Origin of the sequence: Yoonia sp. R2331 (assembly GCF_041103235.1) — a bacterium.
Taxonomy (GTDB): domain Bacteria; phylum Pseudomonadota; class Alphaproteobacteria; order Rhodobacterales; family Rhodobacteraceae; genus CANMYO01.
This window is the reverse complement of sequence record NZ_JBGCUN010000001.1, coordinates 562,609-579,694: the sequence shown is the minus strand read 5'-3', so window position 1 is coordinate 579,694 and position 17,086 is coordinate 562,609. Positions and strand designations below refer to the sequence as shown.

Below are 17,086 nucleotides of genomic sequence, written 5' to 3'. Positions count from 1 at the left end.
CCAAGAGATGGGGCCGTGCCAGCAATGGCGCGGCCCTTTGCAATAGGGGGGATTGGGATGTCAGCACTGGACACATTCTTTGCGGCCTGGAGCATCACGGATGCCGCCGCACGCCACGACACGATTGCGCAGGCCTGCGCAGATCAGGTCAGCTATTCCGATCCGCGGTCGGGTGGACGTTTGCAGGGGCTTGATGCGGTCGCCACATACGTTGGCATGTTCAGTGCCAATGCGCCCGGTTGGACCGCAAAAGTTGACGCCGCAGATGAGGTCAACGGCTACATGCGCGCCACGGTCGTCTTTGGCGGCAAGGGGCCGGATGGGCAGGACATGGCGCAGCACGGCACCTATTTCGCCGACCGCGATGACAGCGGCAAAATCACGATGCTGGCCGGATTTGTCGGAGGCGGACAATGAATGTAACGTCGATTGCCCCCGCGATTGAGCTGAAGGGGATCAGCAAGGCCTTTGGCCCGGTGCAGGCCAACAAGGATATCTCGATCCGCGTGATGCCCGGCACGATCCACGGGATCATCGGGGAAAACGGCGCGGGGAAATCGACGCTGATGTCGATTTTGTACGGGTTCTATAAGGCCGATAAGGGCGAAATCTTTATCGGCGGGCAGAAAACCACAATTCCCGACAGTCAGGCGGCCATCGCCGCAGGCATCGGGATGGTGTTCCAGCACTTCAAGCTGGTCGAGAATTTCACCGTTCTGGAAAACATCGTGCTGGGCGCAGAGGACAGCGGTTTGCTGAAACCCTCGCTGAAACGTGCGCGGGCGGAGTTGAAGTCGCTGGCCGAGGAATACGAGCTGAACGTGGACCCGGATGCGACGATTGAAGACATCGGCGTGGGGATGCAGCAGCGTGTCGAAATCCTCAAGGCACTTTATCGCAAGGCCGACATTCTGATTTTGGACGAACCCACCGGCGTGCTGACCCCTGCGGAGGCCGATCAGCTGTTCCGCATTCTGGGACGACTGAAGGAAGAGGGCAAAACGATCATCCTGATCACCCACAAGCTGCGCGAGATCATGGATATCACCGACACCGTGAGCGTCATGCGGCGCGGCGAGATGACCGCGACGGTCAAGACGCTCGACACCTCTCCGCCCGAGCTGGCGGAACTGATGGTGGGCCGTAAGGTCTTGTTACAGGTCGATAAAAAGCCCGCCGAACCGGGCGAGGTCATTCTGGATGTGCAGGACCTGAACGTGACCGACGCCAAGGGTGTGCACCGCGTAAAAGGCATCAGCTTTCAGGTGCGCGCGGGCGAAATTCTGGGGATTGCCGGGGTCGCGGGCAATGGGCAATCCGAACTGCTGGAGGTTCTGGGGGGCTATGAAAACGGCACCGGCACGATCACGATGAATGGTGAGGCGATTGACCTGACCGGCGCGCATTCCGACGGGCAAAGCCGCCGCGCGCGCGGTATTGCCCATGTGCCAGAGGATCGCCAGCGCGAGGGGCTGATCATGGATTATGCGGCCTGGGAAAACACCGCCTTTGGCTATCACCACGACGCGAAATACCAACGTGGCATGTTGATGGACAACAACGCCATCAAGCAAGACACCGAGGAAAAGATGGGCCGTTTCGACGTGCGCCCACCGGATCCCAAACTTGCGGCCAAGAACTTTTCCGGCGGCAACCAGCAAAAGATCGTGCTGGCGCGCGAGATTGAGCGAAACCCGGACCTGCTGCTGATCGGGCAGCCAACACGCGGCGTGGATATTGGTGCGATCGAGTTCATTCACCAGCAAATCGTCGCCCTGCGGGATCAGGGCAAAGCGATCCTGCTGGTCTCGGTCGAGTTGGAGGAGATCTTGTCGCTGTCAGACCGCATCGCGGTGATGTTTGACGGCAAGATCATGGGCGAGCGGATGCCCGACGCCACGGACGAAAAAGAGCTGGGCCTGTTGATGGCCGGGATGACGAAGGGGGCCGCGTAATGGATGTGATGCCAAGATGGGCCGAAGTGGTCCTTGTGCCGCTGATCAGTCTTGTGCTGGCGCTGGTCTTGTCGATGGTGGTGATCGCCGCGATTGGCGAGGACCCGTTCAACGCCTTGAAAATCATGGCAAATGCCGCACTGGGGTCAACCGAAGGCATTGGCTATACGCTGTACTACGCGACCAACTTTATCTTTACTGGGTTGGCCGTGGCGGTGGCGTTTCATGCGCGACTTTTCAACATCGGCGGCGAAGGTCAGGCGATGCTGGGCGGCTTGGGCGTGGCGGTGGTGTGCCTTTATCTTCCCATGCCGCACTGGACGATTGCGCTGGTTGTGGCGGCACTCGCCTCTGCCATTTTCGGGGCAGCCTGGGCGGCGATCCCGGCCTATCTGCAGGCACGGCGCGGCAGCCACATTGTGATCACCACGATCATGTTCAACTTTATCGCGGCGGGCGTGCTGATCTACATGCTGCGCGAGGTAATGAAACCCGAAGGGTCGATGGAACCGGCCAGCCCCAAGTTCGCTGAATCGACCCATTTGCCAAGTTTTTATGACATGGCACAGATGTTCGGCTGGGAGGCGTTCGCCTCTGCCCCGGCCAATATCACCTTTTTCGTGGCGCTTGCGGCCTGCTATTTGATCTGGCTGCTAATCTGGCACACGCGGCTGGGCTATGAAATCCGCGCGCTGGGGCATTCCGAAACGGCGGCGAAATATGCGGGCATCGACCCGGTGAAGCTGACGATGATTGCGCTGCTGATCTCTGGCGGGCTGGCTGGCATGATGGCCATTAACAACGTGCTGGGCGAGGCCGAGCGGCTGGTGCTGAACGCCACTGAGGGGGCCGGGTTCATCGGGATTGCCGTGGCCCTGATGGGGCGCAACCACCCTGTTGGCATCATCATCGCGGCTGTGCTGTTCGGGATGCTGTATCAGGGGGGTGCGGTGCTGGCGCAGGACACCAAGATCCCGGTGCAGATGGTGATCGTCATTCAGGCGCTGGTGATCATGTTCACCGGCGCGCTGGATAATATGGTGCGCGCACCGCTGGAACGGGTGTTTCTGGCCCGGCGCAGGAGGGCCTGAGCGATGGACTACGCGACCTATCTGCCCGGTTTTCTGGCCGCTTATGCCATCTTGCTGGTGGGGGCGTCTTCGCCCGGTCCGGCGGTGGCATTGCTGTTTGGCATCGCCAGCGCACAGGGCCGTGGCCCCGCACTGGTGACCACGGCGGGGATCAGCACCGGCAGTGCCACGATCAACGTGTTGACGCTGATCGGTGTGGGCCTGATCCTGCAACAGGCCGCTTGGGCAATGACCGCGTTTCGCATCATTGGGGCCGCCTATCTGGCCTATCTGGCCTATGGCGCATTCAAGAAGGCCCTGAACCCGCCCAAGGTTGTGGCAGCAAGCGCGCCGCGCGCCAGCACCGGGCGGCTGTTCATCATCGGTTATCTGCTGCAGGTCACCAACCCCAAGGCGATTGCATTCTGGCTGGCAATTGCCGCCGTGGGCGCAACAGAGGGTGGCGGCATCGCCGTGATCCTGGCCTTTGTGGCAGGCGCCTGGGCGATGTCATTCATCTGCCACGGCGCCTGGGCGGTCGTTTTGTCCACGCCTGCAGTCAGGCGCGCCTATGTCAGTGGGCGGCGCTGGATCGAAGGCGCGCTGGGTGTTTTCTTTGGCATCTTCGCCTTCAAACTTGCCACGTCGGAGGCTTGAGCCATGGATTTCTACACAATTGTTCAGCTGGCCGACGCGACATTGCGCATGGCGATCCCGTTGTTGCTGGCGTGCCTCGCCGGTCTGTTCAGCGAACGCGCGGGCATTTTCGACATCGGGCTGGAAGGCAAGATGCTGGCGGCGGCGTTCCTGTCGGCGGCGGTGAGTTTCGCCACCGGGTCGGTCTGGATCGGCTTGCTGGCGGGGATAGGCGCGTCGCTGTTGTTGTCGCTGATCCATGGCATCGCGTCGATCACGTTCCGGGGCAATCAGCTGATTTCAGGTGTTGCCATCAACTTCCTCGCCGCCGGTCTGACCGTGGTGATTGCCGAGGGTTGGTTTCGTCAGGGCGGGCGCACGCCGTCGCTGTCGGGGGCGGCGCGGTTTGACGGGATCGACTTTCCCGGCGCACTGACCCGCATCCGTGACAAGTTGCAAGCCAGTCCGGGCATGCAATTCTATTCAGAGCTGATCAGCGGCCATTCGATCCTTGTTTATATCGGGCTGATCGCGGTGCCGTTGTCGTGGTGGGTGCTATACCGCACACGCTTTGGACTGCGCCTGCGCGCGGTGGGTGAAAACCCCGCTGCGGTGGACACCGCGGGCATCAATGTGGTGCAGCTGCGCTTTGCCGCCGTGCTGATCTGTGGCGTGCTGTGCGGGATTGCGGGGGCCTATCTGTCAACAGCGGTGCAGGCCGGGTTCACCAAGGACATGACCGCAAACCGGGGCTTTATCGCGCTGGCGGCGTTGATCTTTGCCAAGTGGCGGCCATGGCACGCGATGGGGGCCTGTCTGCTGTTTGGTCTGTTCTTTGCCATCGACAACCGGTTCCAGAACATCCAGCTGGATGCGCTGTGGGTTGTTGTGATCCTTGTGGGGATTTCGGCCCTGCTGACCGGCTATGCCCTGCGCCGCGACAAGATCGACGTGATGGTGCTGGGTGGGTTGTCCGCGGTGCTGACGGTGATTGCGCTGATGCTGTGGGGCAGCCTTGCCAGCACATCAGAGGCAGGCCTGTTTGGCAGCCTGATGGAAACCATCAAACTGCCGGGCGAGTTCATCCAGTCCCTGCCCTATATCCTGACCGTGGTGATCCTTGCAGGCTTTGGCGGCAAGGCCATCGGGCCGCGCGCCGGGGGCGAGCCTTATGTGAAGGAACGCTGACGCCGGTTTGCGGTCGCGCGCAGGGCACCAGTAAGTCCAGATGCCGCGATGTGTATGGCCACGTTGCGGCATTTTTCGCACTTGCAGCATTTTTTCCGTTCAGAGGTTTGACACCCTTTGGGAATAGGCGTTTGGTGCGGCCACACGCGGCCACGCTTATCGCCGGGATAGCCCATGCAAATTTACCTTCCAATCGCCGAGGTTTCGGTGAACGCGTTCCTCCTTTTGGGGCTGGGCGGCATGGTGGGGATTTTGTCGGGCATGTTTGGCGTGGGCGGCGGGTTTCTGATGACGCCGCTGTTGTTCTTCATCGGCATCCCGCCGGCGGTGGCCGTCGCGACCGAAGCCAACCAGATCGTCGCGTCGTCCTTTTCGGGCGTGTTGGCCCATCTCAAACGCAAGACCGTTGATCTGAAGATGGGAACGGTGCTGCTGGTCGGCGGCCTTTTTGGGTCGGCGCTGGGGATATTGCTGTTCAACTATCTGCGCTCTCTCGGTCAGGTCGAGCTGTTGGTGCAGCTGTGCTATGTGGTCTTTCTGGGCATCATTGGCGCGCTGATGTTTGTCGAAAGCCTGAACGCGATCCGGCGATCCAAGGCAGCGGGCGGGGCCGTGCCCAAGCGGCGCAAGCACAATTGGGTGCATAACCTGCCGTTCAAGGTCAAATTCCGGGTCTCTGGCCTTTATATCAGTGTGATCCCGCCCCTTTTGGTCGGTGTGCTGGTCGGTATTCTGGCCGCGATCATGGGTGTCGGCGGCGGTTTCATCATGGTGCCCGCAATGATCTATTTGCTGGGCATGCCGACCAAGGTGGTTGTTGGCACATCGCTGTTCCAGATCATTTTTGTCACCGCCTTCACCACGATGTTGCACGCCACCACCAACTTTACCGTGGATATCGTGCTGGCGGTGCTGCTGCTGGTCGGCGGTGTGATTGGCGCGCAGATCGGCACCCGGATCGGCGTGCACATGAAAGCCGAGCAATTGCGCATCTTGCTGGCGATGCTGGTGCTGGCGGTCTGCGGCAAGCTGGCCTTTGATCTGCTGATCACCCCGGCAGAGCTTTATTCGCTGGGCACCGGGGGGCATTCATGATCCGCGTTCTGCTGCCCCTGTTGCTGTTGCTGGCCCTGCCGGCCAAGGCCGAGCAAATTGTGCTGGGCCTGAGCCGGGATGAAGTTGCGATCACCGCAACATTCGAAGGATCCGACATCCTGATCTTTGGCGCGATCAAGCGCGAGGCGCCGGTGGCCCCCGGCCAGTTGGGTGTGATCATCACCATCGCCGGGCCCGACACGCCCGTGGTCGTGCGCCGCAAGGACCGCCGCCTTGGCATCTGGGTCAACACCGACGCCGTCGAGGTCGACGCCGCGCCATCATTTTACGCAGTGGCCAGCAGCGGCCCCCTGAAAGATGTGTTGAGCGATACCGAAGACCTGCGCAATCAGGTCACGATCCGGCGCGCGATCCGCTCTGTCGGGGCAACGGTGGACGACAGCGCCGCATTTACCCGCGCCCTGATCCGCATCCGCGCGGGCAGCGCACTCTACCAAGTGCTGGAAGGTGAGGTTGATCTGGAAGAAGACACGCTGTTCCGAGCGTCTGTGCAACTGCCCGCGAACCTGACTGAGGGTGACTATGCGGCGCGCATTCTGTTGACCCGCGACGGGTCAATTGTGGATGAATATCAGACCACAATTCCGGTGCACAAAGTCGGGCTGGAACGCTGGCTATACAACCTCGCCCATAACAACGCGCTGCTGTACGGGCTGATGTCGCTGGCAATTGCGATTGCGGCGGGCTGGGGTGCCTCGGCGGTCTTTGGTCTGCTGCGGCGTTAAAGCGGCGGGGTGAACCCCGCCCTACCCCTCATCCCATAGGGTTCCCCAGGTGCTGCAGGTAGGTCGTTTGCCCCCTACCCGCGCCCGACAAATGGCATCTTGTTGGCCATGATGGTCATCGACAGCACATTGGTCGTGACCGGCAGCCCGGCCATATGCAACACCGCTTGCGCGACTTCGTCCACGCTCATCGTCGGATCAGCCGCCTCGCCGCGTGCGACGCGTTGCGCATTCATGTCAGCGACCATCGCCGTTTCGGCATTGCCGATGTCAATTTGACCCGCGGCAATGTCATAGGCGCGCCCGTCCAACGACAGCGTCTTGGTCATGCCGGTCACGCCATGTTTGGTGGTGGTATAGCCGATCGACCCATCGCGCGGCGTAGTGGCCGAGATCGAGCCGTTGTTGATGATCCGCCCGCCCTGCGGGGTCTGGTTTTTCATCTGGGTAAAGGCCGCGCGGGCGGCCAGAAACATCCCCGTCAGGTTCAGGTCGATCAACGCCTTCCAATCGGCAAGGCTGATCTGGTCGATTGTCTGCATCTGGCCAGACATACCCGCGTTGTTAAAGAGCACATCCAGCCGCCCGGTCTGGCCCACAAAGCGGTCAAAGGCAGCCTGCACGGCGGCCTCGTCCGTCACGTCACAGGGCAGGGCCACGGCGTTGGCGTGGGTGATCTGCGCCAGTTTGTCGGCACTGCGGGCGATCAAGCCGGTGGTCCAGCCTGCGTCCAGAAACGCCTGCGCCACGGCCCGTCCGATGCCGGAACTGGCCCCGGTGATGATGATGGTTTTCATGGGCATGGCTCCTTTAGGTGTTGGGGTCTTCGGCGGTCAGGGTCAGGGGTGCGGCGGGTGCCGCCAAGTCATCGACCCGCAGCACATCGTTGGGCAGGCCAAGGCGGTTGCGGACCACCCAGCGCAACTGCGTCTGGGCGCGGGTGATCGCCACATAGGCCAGCCGTTTCCACAGCGCCTGCCCCGCTTCCATCCGGCCCATGCGGCTGGCGGCGTAGATGTCGGGCGCAAAGACCTGCACCGTGTCCCATTGGCTGCCCTGGGCCTTGTGGATCGTCACCGCCGCCCCATGCAAAAAAGTCGCGCCCATCTTGGCGGCAAAGGGGATAAAGGGTTCTTCTTCGCCTTCCTTTTCGATCTTCACGATCGAAGCGGCGCTGACCTGCGGGTCTTCGGCCCCGATGACGTGCAGGCGGGAAAAGCCCGGTTTGCGGCCCGGCCCCAGATAGACGACCTGCGCGCCTTTGATCAGGCCCTTCGCCTCGAGGTCGAGGCGGCGTTTGCGGTGCTTGAGCGGCAGTTCGATGCCGTCGCAAATGAGCGGCTCACCTTCGAGCAGTTCATCCTCGGGGGCGTTGTAGGCAGACCGGAAGGCGTGGATCAGGCGGATGCGGGTCGCATTGCGCCAGACCAGCGCGGGCGAGCGGGACATCAGCCCCGCCTCGACCCGTTGGGCCATGACGACGCGGTCATCCTTGCCTGCCGCCTCTTCCACCATGCGTTCGAAGCCGTGGAAATCCAGCGCTGGGTCGGCCAGCGCATGGGCCAGATCTAGGATCGGGTTATCGGCGTCCTGCCGGTGAATACGGTTCAGCGTCAGGACACGGGGGGCCGGCAAGCTTTCAAAGACCATGCCGCCTTCGGATTGCACGGGCGGCAGCTGCGCGGGGTCACCAAAGAGCAGCAAGGTCGGGAAGATTTCCTGCAAATCCTCGAACTGCTTTTTGTCGAGCATGGAGGATTCATCAACAAAACCAATGTCCAAGGGTTCTTCGCGCCGTTTCCAGCCGGTGATGAAATCCGACCCGCGCAGGCCCGCGGCGGCAAGTGCTGCCGGGATTGAGGCATTGGCCTGAAACGAGGTCCAGGCCCGTTCAAGGGCCACATCAGTCAGCCCCTCAATCTCTGGCCGGTCGCCTTGGCCAGAAAGCCATTCTGCGACCTTTTCGTATTCAGGGTCATAGACGGGCGTATATAGAATGCGGTGGATCGTGGTCGCGGGCACGCCGCGATTGCGCAAGACGCTGGCGGCCTTGTTGGTGGGTGCCAGGATTGCGAGGGTCCGCCTGCCGGTGCGTTTCTTGCCCTCGTAATCGCCCGAGACGATGTCAACGCCCGCCTCGCGCAGCGCCTCATACAGCCGGGCCAGCAGCATGGTTTTGCCGGACCCCGCCTTGCCGATCACGGCCATCACGGAAGAGGCGTCTGATTGCGGCGGTTGCAACAGCCCATCGTCCAGTTCCACCCCGGCCTGTTGCAAGGCTGTGGCGATACTGTCCCAAGCCTCTGCCTGGTCATCGGAAAATGTGATGGTGGGGGCGTTCATGGGGCGACATTAGCCGTCGCCCCATCCGTGTGCCAGCAGATTAGGCGGCGATCTGTTTCGCCCGCACGGTATAGCCGAAGGAGCGGTTGAACCATGCCTCTGAGATGGTCGAGGACAGCCCGGCGCGGCGCAGCACCTTGATCCGATCCTCGGCCTTGTAGGCCCAAAGCCCGACGCTGATCTGGTCGCGGCCTTCGCCGGTTGATCCCAGCACCTCTGGCGAGGCACCGATCATCCGGTAGATGCGCACCATGCGGGCATCAAAGACGCCCAGCAGATGCGTGAGGGAAAAGGCGCGCATCAGCTCCCCCCCCGCTAGCATCAGGGCACCGGCGACCTTTGGGCTGGCATCGGGGGCCAGACAAAAGCGGGTGCATTCCCAGATGAGCGGACTGGAAATCTGGGTGTCCGTCAGGTGGCCGAAGTGGTCGTTGACCATTGTGCGCCCGGACGTGGGCAGGAACCGCATGGAACCACCGTGTTCGCCGCGTTCATTTTCCCAGATCACATAAAGTGGGTTCAGCTGGTCGTATTCGTCCCGTTCCCAGCCGTTGGTGTCGACCGTCACATCCCATTTCAGGCGGTCCCGAAACTGATGTGCGCGGTCGCGAAACATGCTGTCTTGCAGCCGTGCATGTGTTTGTAGTGAGTCACCGTAAATATAGCGTAGCATTTCAATCCCCGTGGCAATACGTGCGATGGGGCTAGTCTTGTGAAAGCTTGGATAAAACGTGGTTAACGCACCGCGCCAAATTTTGGAAAAGTGGTTTCCAGAAGGTTAAGGCGCGATGCCTAAGCCTAGGCCGTGGCTGCTGCGACAGCGTCCTTGCCCGGCCAATGACCTTCGGCCTCTCGCACGGCACCGCCGACGACGATCAACCCTTCGGACAGGGCGCGGGCAACGGCGTGAGTGGTGTTGGCCGCCCCCAGTTTGAACCGCGCACTTTCGATATAGGCGCGCAGAGTGTGTTCCGAGATTGACAGCATTTCAGCCACCTGACCGCGCCCATATCCCATTGCCAGATAGGTCAGCGTATCAACCTCGCGCGGGGACAGCGGACGCACGGGTTCGGGCGTGCGGCCCTTTTCAATCTCGAGCGCTTTTTGGTTGAGGTAGTGGGCAACAAGGATCAATTCGCGCTGGTGGTCATCCGTAAAGCGCCGCCAGGTTTCATCGTCGCAACTGTGCGACACGGTAAAAAGTGCGAATTGTCCGTTGGGGCCCCGGATCGGGATGGAAAAGCCCTGATTGCCAACCCCGTGGCTGATGGCATCACGGCGGAATGTGCGGGCGGCTTTTGATGTCCAATCGAGGTTCTTCCAATCGACGGGGTGGAACCGCTGGAAGCAGCCAATGATGACCGGATCCACCCGCAAATAATCCCGATCAATGTAATGTTGCACCCAAACCGGTGGGTAAGTGCCAAAGCCGTATTGTTCACCATCGGTGCTGACCCAGTGATAGACGGCGTGATCGACGTCCAACTGATCGCGCAGCCCAACGATCAGGTCCTGGATCTGATCAAGTTGTTCAGCCTGTTCCAGTCCTTGATAGAAGCGATTGAATTTGTTCCGCATCACCATGCACCACAATCGGCGCCCCTTCGTTCAAGGCAACGATTTCTGCTGACGCAACCCGCGCAGTCTTTCCCAGTTCAGCTGCAAGAATGGGCAGCTTGTTCTGGTGGGCAAAAGACTCCAAGTCAGCAAGAACGTCGATAATCCATTTGTGTCCCATGATTACCCTCCAAAGTAATCGTTAACGAAATGTTAACAACCTAGGATAGCACGGCGAGGATTTAAGATTTATTCACTGGACTGTCCCCCGCTAGATATGGGGAGGGCATAAATCGCCAAGTGTTTGAATTATTGTCGCTCGCCTTGGAACAAAAAATCGCCCCACAACCATGGGGCGATTGATGTTCCGAATCACGCTGACTTATCGTTGTGCTTCGACAACCGTGTCTTCATAGGTCCGAAGCCCGGTTTTTGGCGCCTGAACCAACACCGCCATATTGCCGGGCTTGTGTTCATTCTTGCGCATTTTGGTGTGTGCGGCGGGAATGTCGGCCCAGGGGAACACCTCTGACATGCAGGGATCAAGGCGGCGTTCGATCATCAGCTGGTTGGCCGCCGACGCCTGTTTGAGATGCGCAAAGTGCGACCCTTGCAGACGCTTTTGGTGCATCCACATGTAGCGGACGTCAAAGGTACAGTTGAACCCGGTGGTGCCTGCACAGATCACCACCATGCCGCCCTTTTTGCACACCAGCGAGGACACCGGGAACGTCGCCTCGCCGGGGTGTTCGAACACCATGTCGACGTTGTTGCCCTTGCCGGTGATCTCCCAGATGGCCTTGCCGAACTTGCGCGCCTCTTTCAGCCAGGTGTTGTATTCGTCTGTATTGACGGTGGGCAATTGCCCCCAGCAGTTGAAATCCTTGCGGTTGATGACGCCCTTGGCCCCAAGGCTCATGACAAACTCGCGCTTGTCCTCTTCGGAAATCACGCCAATCGCATTCGCGCCTGCGGTGTTGATCAACTGGATCGCATAGGACCCCAAACCGCCAGAGGCGCCCCAGACAAGCACGTTCTGACCCGGCTTGAGGTCATGGGGTTCATGGCCAAAGAGCATGCGGTACGCGGTGGCCAGCGTCAGCGTATAGCAGGCGCTTTCTTCCCATGTCAGGTGCTGTGGGCGCGGCATCAGTTGCTGGCTTTGCACGCAGGTGAACTGTGCAAAGGACCCATCGGGGGTTTCATAGCCCCAGATCCGCTGGCTGTCGGAAAACATCGGATCGCCGCCGTTGCAATGTTCATCGTCGCCGTCATCCTGATTGCAGTGGATCACCACCTCATCCCCGACCTTCCAGCGTTTGACCTTGTCACCCACCGCCCAGACGATGCCCGAGGCATCGGAGCCTGCGATGTGGAAATCCGCCTTGTGCACGTCAAAGGGGCTGATCGGGATGCCGAGACCGGCCCAGACACCGTTATAGTTGACGCCTGCGGCCATCACCATGACCAGCACCTCGTGGCTGTCAGGCTTGGGGCATTCCACCACCTCAACCTCGAACGCCTTGTCAGGCTCGCCGTGGCGCTCGCGACGGATGGTCCAGGCATACATCTGATCGGGCACATGGCCCAAGGGCGGCATTTCACCCACCTCATAGAGTGCCTTTTCAGGTGCAGTTGTCGCGGTGTTCTGATCCAGGGCCATGTCGCTCTCCATCATGCTCATCCCGTTGCCGCGTCGCAGAATCGACGCTTTTCCGGTATTTCGCATCTGCAGCGTAACTTTGCAACCCATCTACGGCATTTTTTGTAATTTTATTTCGCAACCGATTCTTGCGCGTCCCGCCCCATGTGATGTGCGATGCTGGCGGCATAAAAGCGCAGAATGTCCTGTCCGGTCTCTGTGATCTGCAGCGCATCGCCTTGCTTGGTGATCAAGCCGCGGTCAGCAAAGCGGCGCAGGGCGTCTTCGACCAATGCGCCGGGGTCCCGGCGCGGCAGCACCATCCGCCGGTCTTTCAGCTGCGAAAGTGCGGCCTGCACTTTCGTCTGCACCGCAGCGGATGTGTCAGCTCCCTGCAACAGCGCATCTGCGATCAACGGCGCGGACAGCACCGGGATCACCGCGTTGATCCGCGCCATCAGCTCTGCCGCGACAGCCTCTGTCAGGTCACCTTGGACGGTTGTGCGGAATGCGGACAATTCCAGCGGCTGCCCAAACCCGACCGAGGCCGCGCCAAAGCTGTCAAACCGGCGAGTGATCCGTTGCCACAGGTGCCAGGACACGCCGCGCACCACCGTCATCAACGGCGGGCGGAACCGGCGCACGCCCTTTTTATCGGCAGCCACCAGGAATTTGTCTTCCAGTATTCGGTCATAGTTCAACCCTACGGGGACAAAGACCACATCGCGGTCGGTCAGATCAGCGGTGACGATATAGTTCAGCAGTCCCAGCTTTGGTGCAGTGCTGCGCCCGGTCAGAGACAGGCCGCCCTCTGGGAACATGGCCTGCGTGACGCCACCGGTGGTGGCCATTTGCACATAGCGGGCCAGCACACGGCGGTACAAATCGCCACGCGACCGGCGACGGATAAAGTAGGCGCCCATCATCTTGATCATCGCCGACAAGGGCCAGACCCGCGCCCATTCGCCCACTGCATAAGATAGCGCGCCCGCGCGGCTGACCAGATAAGTGACCAGCACATAGTCCATGTTGGACCGATGGTTCATCACAAAGATCACGGTTGCATTTGGGTCCAGCGCGGCGAGCGCCTCGCGGGGGAAGGCACCCAGCCGGATGCGGTAAAGCGATTTGCTGATCCAGCGGGCCAGCCGGGTGCCAACGGTGAAATAGGCGGTGGCCGAAAAGCTGGGCACGATTTCGCGGGCATAGCGTTGCGCCTGCTCAAACGCCACGTTTTCGGGCAGGTTGTTCTTGCGCGCGTGTTCGACGACGGCTTGCGTCACGTCCGGGTCATAGACCAACCGCTGGATCATGTCGTAACGCCGCGCCAGCTTGAACGGTTCAATCGGCTTTTGCAGGCGTTCATTCAGCCGGGCGATCACCCGTTCGGCCCGGCGGCGAAAGAACCAGCGCACCGATGGAAACAGGAAGTGCGACGCAAAGGTCACCCCCGCGAACAACAAGATAAGCACAAAGGCCCACAGCGGAAGCGTCACGGGTTGCGTCATAGGCAGAGCCTGACAGGGAACGGACCCCGCGTAAATCCCGTCATGCCGCAGCGCAGCGGATTGACGAAGGTTCAAAATTTCCTATAACGGGGTTTGAAAGCAATAAAATTACGCTGCGACCGCAAAGAGGCCCGCAATGACCCAGACCGAAAAAGACCGCCCCTGGCTATTCCGCACCTATGCAGGCCATTCCACGGCCAAGGCGTCAAACGCGCTTTACCGGGGCAATCTGGCGAAGGGGCAGACCGGGCTGTCGGTCGCCTTCGATCTGCCAACCCAGACGGGGTATGACAGCGACCATGAGTTGAGCGCGGGTGAGGTCGGCAAGGTTGGTGTTCCGGTGTGCCATCTGGGCGATATGCGCGCGTTGTTTGACGCTATTCCGCTGGAGCAGATGAACACCTCGATGACGATCAACGCCACAGCGCCGTGGCTTCTGTCACTCTATATCGCGGTGGCCGAAGAACAGGGCGCGGATGTCAGCAAACTGCAAGGCACGGTGCAAAACGACATCATCAAGGAATACCTGTCGCGCGGCACATACATCTGCCCGCCAGAGCCCAGCCTGCGGATGATCACCGATGTGGCGGCCTATACGCGGGCCAATCTGCCCAAGTGGAACCCGATGAACGTCTGTTCCTATCACCTGCAAGAGGCGGGAGCGACGCCAGAGCAGGAATTGGCCTTTGCGCTGGCGACGGCCTGCGCGGTGCTGGATGATCTGAAAGGTAAGGTCGCCCCTGAAGATTTTCCCGCGATGGTGGGCCGGATTTCATTCTTTGTGAACGCGGGTATCCGCTTTGTCACAGAGCTGTGCAAGATGCGCGCCTTTGTGGCGCTCTGGGATGAGATTTGCCGCGAGCGCTATGGGGTTGAGGACGCGAAATACCGGCGGTTCCGGTATGGTGTGCAAGTGAACAGTTTGGGACTGACCGAGCAGCAACCCGAAAACAACGTCTACCGTATTCTGATCGAAATGCTGGCGGTGACCCTGTCCAAGAATGCGCGCGCCCGCGCGGTGCAATTGCCTGCGTGGAATGAAGCGCTTGGCCTGCCCCGCCCGTGGGACCAGCAATGGTCGCTGCGGATGCAACAGATCCTGGCCTATGAAACCGACCTGTTGGAATACGACGATCTGTTTGACGGCAACCCCGCGATTGACCGCAAGGTCGAGGCGCTGATGCAAGGTGCGCGCGATGAGTTGCGCCAGATTGACGGCATGGGTGGGGCTGTGAATGCGATTGCCTATATGAAAGGCCGACTGGTTGAGGCGAATGCCGCACGGATCAGCGGCATTGAAACCGGGGCCACCACGGTGGTGGGGGTGAACAAATGGCAGGCGGCGGAGGCCTCTCCGCTGACGGCGGGCGAGGATGCGATCATGGTCGCAGATGCGGCGGCAGAGGCGGATCAGGTCCGCCGTCTGGCCGCGTGGAAGCGCGACCGGGATGGGGCGGCGGTGATCGCATCACTGACCGCGCTGCGGCAAGCGGCGCAAGACGGCAGCAATATCATGGAACCCTCGATTGCCTGCGCCAAGGCGGGTGTCACCACCGGCGAATGGGCCGATGTGATCCGCGCGGCCTTTGGTCAATACCGCGCGCCCACCGGCGTCAGCGCAAACCCATCCAACCGCACCGAAGGTCTGGACGATATCCGTGCCCGCGTGGATGCCGTGAGCCAGACATTGGGGCGGCGCTTGAAATTCCTTGTTGGCAAACCCGGCCTTGACGGCCATTCCAATGGCGCTGAACAAATTGCCGCCCGCGCCCGCGACTGCGGAATGGATATTTCCTATGAAGGGATTCGCCTGACCCCAGATGAATTGGTTGCCGCAGCCCAATCAGAAGATGTGCATGTGATCGGTCTTTCAATTTTATCGGGATCGCATATTCCGCTTATTTCCGCATTCATGGAAAAGATGCGCGCCGAAAACCTGAGCCATATTCCGGTTATTGCTGGTGGGATTATTCCCGAAGACGATGAGAAACGGCTATATGAAATGGGTATTTCCAAGGTTTATACCCCTAAGGATTTCGAGCTGAATAAGATCATGGATGACATCGTGACACTGGTTGACCCCGGGGCAATTGCGGCGGAATAGCGCATAGATCGCGCTAGGACAAAAAGGCGAATTGCCTTAGTGTGCTTTTGCGTCGAAAAGCGTGTTGTCACTCAGGAGTATCACGATGAAAAAGTCCGAATTGAAAGCGATGTCACGCAAAGAGTTGGAGAAACTCAAAGTGACGATCGACGAGGTTTTGGAAGGCCTGGCAGAACGCGATCGTAAGGCCGCATTGGCTGCGGCTGAAAAAGCCGCGGCGGAACATGGCTTTTCTCTGGCTGATTTGGCAAGCGACGCGCCCAAGAAACGCGGACCGAAACCCGGCAAGAAAGCCAAGGCCAAATCTGTTCCGAAATTTGCCAACCCTGCCGATAAGTCCCAGACCTGGACAGGCAAGGGGCGTCAGCCGGAATGGTACAAGGCCGAGATTGCAAAAGGCACAAAGCCAGAGGCGATGGCGATCTAGGGTCAGGACCCATTATTCTGGCGCCGCTGGCGCAAAATCCGCTAAATCTCAGTGGTTTGGGACGCGCCGGAAAGTGTGGTTCACTTTTCAAGCGGCCCAAGCCGCTGAGGTGACGCGGATTTTACGTCCGCAGGATTTGGCGGATTTTCATCCTCACTGCGTCACAGAGCCTTGAAATAGAACCACTATTCCTGCGCCTCTGTTCCTTGTGAGAAAGAAAATCTACCAAACCAACGACGCCAGAATAATGGGTCCTGACCCTAGTCGTTCAGCTTTTGCACCAATTCATCGAACGTATAGCGTTCCGCAATTGCGCCATTCAGACCTTTGCGGAAACCCGGTGCAACGGGCAGACACCCAACACCACAGATTTGACGGGCGACCCATGCGCGCCCGTCGATATACCACAGCCGCCCGCCGGGGGTTGAGACATATCCGTTCAACAGGAATTCCGCGTCACTTTCCATATCCACGTCGCTGGGAATTTCATTGAAATAGCCGTGATCAAATGCGCCGTGGGTGTGATAGGACGCAACCACCGCCAGATCATCGGGAAAGGGCGCGCCACAACTGGCCTGGGTACCTGCGGTGGCAGGTGATGCGACCAATTCCCCGGCGGCGTTGTAGCCAATAAAGCCGCAGTATTCACGGCGTTTGCGAAAGGACAGGTCTTGCAGGCTGGCCAGGACCTCGCGCGCCACGGCCACCTCGGCCGCGTCCTGCGCCTGCACAGGGACCCCGAACAGGATCGCAATCAACATGGTTTGCCGCAGCATGGGGGTTCCTTCGCCGGTGAACTGGGCCTAGCCTAGCGG

General features: G+C 60.2%; 17 protein-coding genes. 9 read left to right on the top strand and 8 right to left on the bottom strand.

The window, feature by feature from the left end; genetic code table 11:
- The first annotated feature begins 57 nt into the window (after positions 1–57).
- The 7 genes from AB3Y40_RS02860 (at position 58) to AB3Y40_RS02830 (ending at position 6,690) form a co-directional block, all read left to right on the top strand.
- The gene (locus AB3Y40_RS02860; RefSeq protein ID WP_369437296.1) at positions 58–417 is read left to right on the top strand and encodes a nuclear transport factor 2 family protein; all 360 of its coding nucleotides are present in this window, start codon (positions 58–60) and stop codon (positions 415–417) included.
- Positions 414–1,955 (top strand): ABC transporter ATP-binding protein, encoded by a 1,542-nt coding sequence (locus AB3Y40_RS02855; RefSeq protein WP_369437295.1) that lies wholly within the window; start codon positions 414–416, stop codon positions 1,953–1,955. The genes AB3Y40_RS02860 and AB3Y40_RS02855 overlap by 4 nt, the downstream gene beginning before the upstream one ends.
- On the top strand, positions 1,955–3,046 hold the full coding sequence (locus AB3Y40_RS02850) for an ABC transporter permease (RefSeq protein ID WP_369437294.1): 1,092 nt from the start codon (positions 1,955–1,957) through the stop codon (positions 3,044–3,046). The genes AB3Y40_RS02855 and AB3Y40_RS02850 overlap by 1 nt, the downstream gene beginning before the upstream one ends.
- A gap of 3 nt (positions 3,047–3,049) precedes the next feature.
- Complete coding sequence (locus AB3Y40_RS02845; RefSeq protein ID WP_369437293.1) at positions 3,050–3,682, top strand: LysE family translocator; 633 nt, start codon at positions 3,050–3,052, stop codon at positions 3,680–3,682.
- 3 nt (positions 3,683–3,685) lie between these two features.
- Positions 3,686–4,849: an ABC transporter permease gene (locus tag AB3Y40_RS02840; RefSeq protein WP_369437292.1), complete on the top strand. Its 1,164-nt coding sequence runs from the start codon at positions 3,686–3,688 to the stop codon at positions 4,847–4,849.
- 174 nt (positions 4,850–5,023) lie between these two features.
- The gene (locus AB3Y40_RS02835) at positions 5,024–5,944 is read left to right on the top strand and encodes a sulfite exporter TauE/SafE family protein (protein ID WP_369437291.1); all 921 of its coding nucleotides are present in this window, start codon (positions 5,024–5,026) and stop codon (positions 5,942–5,944) included.
- Positions 5,941–6,690, top strand: a complete 750-nt coding sequence (locus tag AB3Y40_RS02830; RefSeq protein WP_369437290.1) for a TIGR02186 family protein — start codon at positions 5,941–5,943, stop codon at positions 6,688–6,690. The genes AB3Y40_RS02835 and AB3Y40_RS02830 overlap by 4 nt, the downstream gene beginning before the upstream one ends.
- A gap of 74 nt (positions 6,691–6,764) precedes the next feature.
- Here AB3Y40_RS02830 and AB3Y40_RS02825 read toward each other — a convergent pair whose 3' ends face one another.
- The 7 genes from AB3Y40_RS02825 to AB3Y40_RS02795 form a co-directional block, all read right to left on the bottom strand.
- Positions 6,765–7,487 (bottom strand): SDR family oxidoreductase, encoded by a 723-nt coding sequence (locus AB3Y40_RS02825; RefSeq protein WP_369437289.1) that lies wholly within the window; start codon positions 7,485–7,487, stop codon positions 6,765–6,767.
- Between the two features lie 13 nt (positions 7,488–7,500).
- Positions 7,501–9,033: an ATP-dependent DNA helicase gene (locus AB3Y40_RS02820; protein ID WP_369437288.1), complete on the bottom strand. Its 1,533-nt coding sequence runs from the start codon at positions 9,031–9,033 to the stop codon at positions 7,501–7,503.
- Between the two features lie 40 nt (positions 9,034–9,073).
- Positions 9,074–9,706 carry an acyl-homoserine-lactone synthase gene (locus AB3Y40_RS02815; RefSeq protein WP_369437287.1) on the bottom strand — a complete coding sequence of 211 codons (633 nt, stop codon included), beginning with the start codon at positions 9,704–9,706 and terminating at the stop codon, positions 9,074–9,076.
- 125 nt (positions 9,707–9,831) lie between these two features.
- The gene (locus AB3Y40_RS02810) at positions 9,832–10,611 is read right to left on the bottom strand and encodes a helix-turn-helix transcriptional regulator (protein ID WP_369437286.1); all 780 of its coding nucleotides are present in this window, start codon (positions 10,609–10,611) and stop codon (positions 9,832–9,834) included.
- Entirely contained in the window at positions 10,565–10,771 is a 207-nt protein-coding gene (locus tag AB3Y40_RS02805; RefSeq protein ID WP_369437285.1) for a hypothetical protein, read from the bottom strand. Before AB3Y40_RS02805 ends, AB3Y40_RS02810 begins: the two co-directional genes overlap by 47 nt.
- A gap of 201 nt (positions 10,772–10,972) precedes the next feature.
- Positions 10,973–12,253, bottom strand: coding sequence for a crotonyl-CoA carboxylase/reductase (gene ccrA, locus AB3Y40_RS02800; RefSeq protein WP_369437284.1), 1,281 nt, complete (start codon positions 12,251–12,253; stop codon positions 10,973–10,975).
- Between the two features lie 110 nt (positions 12,254–12,363).
- Entirely contained in the window at positions 12,364–13,740 is a 1,377-nt protein-coding gene (locus AB3Y40_RS02795; protein ID WP_369437283.1) for a 1-acyl-sn-glycerol-3-phosphate acyltransferase, read from the bottom strand.
- A gap of 136 nt (positions 13,741–13,876) precedes the next feature.
- On the opposite strand from AB3Y40_RS02795, the gene AB3Y40_RS02790 reads away from it, so the two are divergent.
- Entirely contained in the window at positions 13,877–15,844 is a 1,968-nt protein-coding gene (locus AB3Y40_RS02790; RefSeq protein ID WP_369437282.1) for a methylmalonyl-CoA mutase family protein, read from the top strand.
- An 85-nt stretch (positions 15,845–15,929) separates the two neighbouring features.
- A complete protein-coding gene (locus AB3Y40_RS02785; protein WP_369437281.1) occupies positions 15,930–16,271 on the top strand; it encodes an H-NS histone family protein in 342 nt (113 codons plus the stop codon).
- 260 nt (positions 16,272–16,531) lie between these two features.
- Here AB3Y40_RS02785 and AB3Y40_RS02780 read toward each other — a convergent pair whose 3' ends face one another.
- Positions 16,532–17,047: a DUF4329 domain-containing protein gene (locus AB3Y40_RS02780; protein ID WP_369437280.1), complete on the bottom strand. Its 516-nt coding sequence runs from the start codon at positions 17,045–17,047 to the stop codon at positions 16,532–16,534.
- Between the last annotated feature and the right edge of the window lie 39 nt (positions 17,048–17,086).

Bases quoted from the DNA above. Each gene is read 5' to 3' on its own strand.
- AB3Y40_RS02825 (WP_369437289.1), bottom strand. From the start codon at position 7,487: ATGAAAACCATCATCATCACCGGGGCCAGTTCCGGCATCGGACGGGCC.
- AB3Y40_RS02805 (WP_369437285.1), bottom strand. From the start codon at position 10,771: ATGGGACACAAATGGATTATCGACGTTCTTGCTGACTTGGAGTCTTTT.
- AB3Y40_RS02810 (WP_369437286.1), bottom strand. From the start codon at position 10,611: ATGCGGAACAAATTCAATCGCTTCTATCAAGGACTGGAACAGGCTGAA.
- AB3Y40_RS02795 (WP_369437283.1), bottom strand. From the start codon at position 13,740: ATGACGCAACCCGTGACGCTTCCGCTGTGGGCCTTTGTGCTTATCTTG.
- AB3Y40_RS02790 (WP_369437282.1), top strand. From the start codon at position 13,877: ATGACCCAGACCGAAAAAGACCGCCCCTGGCTATTCCGCACCTATGCA.
- AB3Y40_RS02820 (WP_369437288.1), bottom strand. From the start codon at position 9,033: ATGAACGCCCCCACCATCACATTTTCCGATGACCAGGCAGAGGCTTGG.
- AB3Y40_RS02860 (WP_369437296.1), top strand. From the start codon at position 58: ATGTCAGCACTGGACACATTCTTTGCGGCCTGGAGCATCACGGATGCC.
- AB3Y40_RS02855 (WP_369437295.1), top strand. From the start codon at position 414: ATGAATGTAACGTCGATTGCCCCCGCGATTGAGCTGAAGGGGATCAGC.
- AB3Y40_RS02815 (WP_369437287.1), bottom strand. From the start codon at position 9,706: ATGCTACGCTATATTTACGGTGACTCACTACAAACACATGCACGGCTG.
- AB3Y40_RS02780 (WP_369437280.1), bottom strand. From the start codon at position 17,047: ATGCTGCGGCAAACCATGTTGATTGCGATCCTGTTCGGGGTCCCTGTG.
- AB3Y40_RS02840 (WP_369437292.1), top strand. From the start codon at position 3,686: ATGGATTTCTACACAATTGTTCAGCTGGCCGACGCGACATTGCGCATG.
- AB3Y40_RS02785 (WP_369437281.1), top strand. From the start codon at position 15,930: ATGAAAAAGTCCGAATTGAAAGCGATGTCACGCAAAGAGTTGGAGAAA.
- AB3Y40_RS02830 (WP_369437290.1), top strand. From the start codon at position 5,941: ATGATCCGCGTTCTGCTGCCCCTGTTGCTGTTGCTGGCCCTGCCGGCC.
- AB3Y40_RS02835 (WP_369437291.1), top strand. From the start codon at position 5,024: ATGCAAATTTACCTTCCAATCGCCGAGGTTTCGGTGAACGCGTTCCTC.
- AB3Y40_RS02845 (WP_369437293.1), top strand. From the start codon at position 3,050: ATGGACTACGCGACCTATCTGCCCGGTTTTCTGGCCGCTTATGCCATC.
- ccrA (WP_369437284.1), bottom strand. From the start codon at position 12,253: ATGGCCCTGGATCAGAACACCGCGACAACTGCACCTGAAAAGGCACTC.
- AB3Y40_RS02850 (WP_369437294.1), top strand. From the start codon at position 1,955: ATGGATGTGATGCCAAGATGGGCCGAAGTGGTCCTTGTGCCGCTGATC.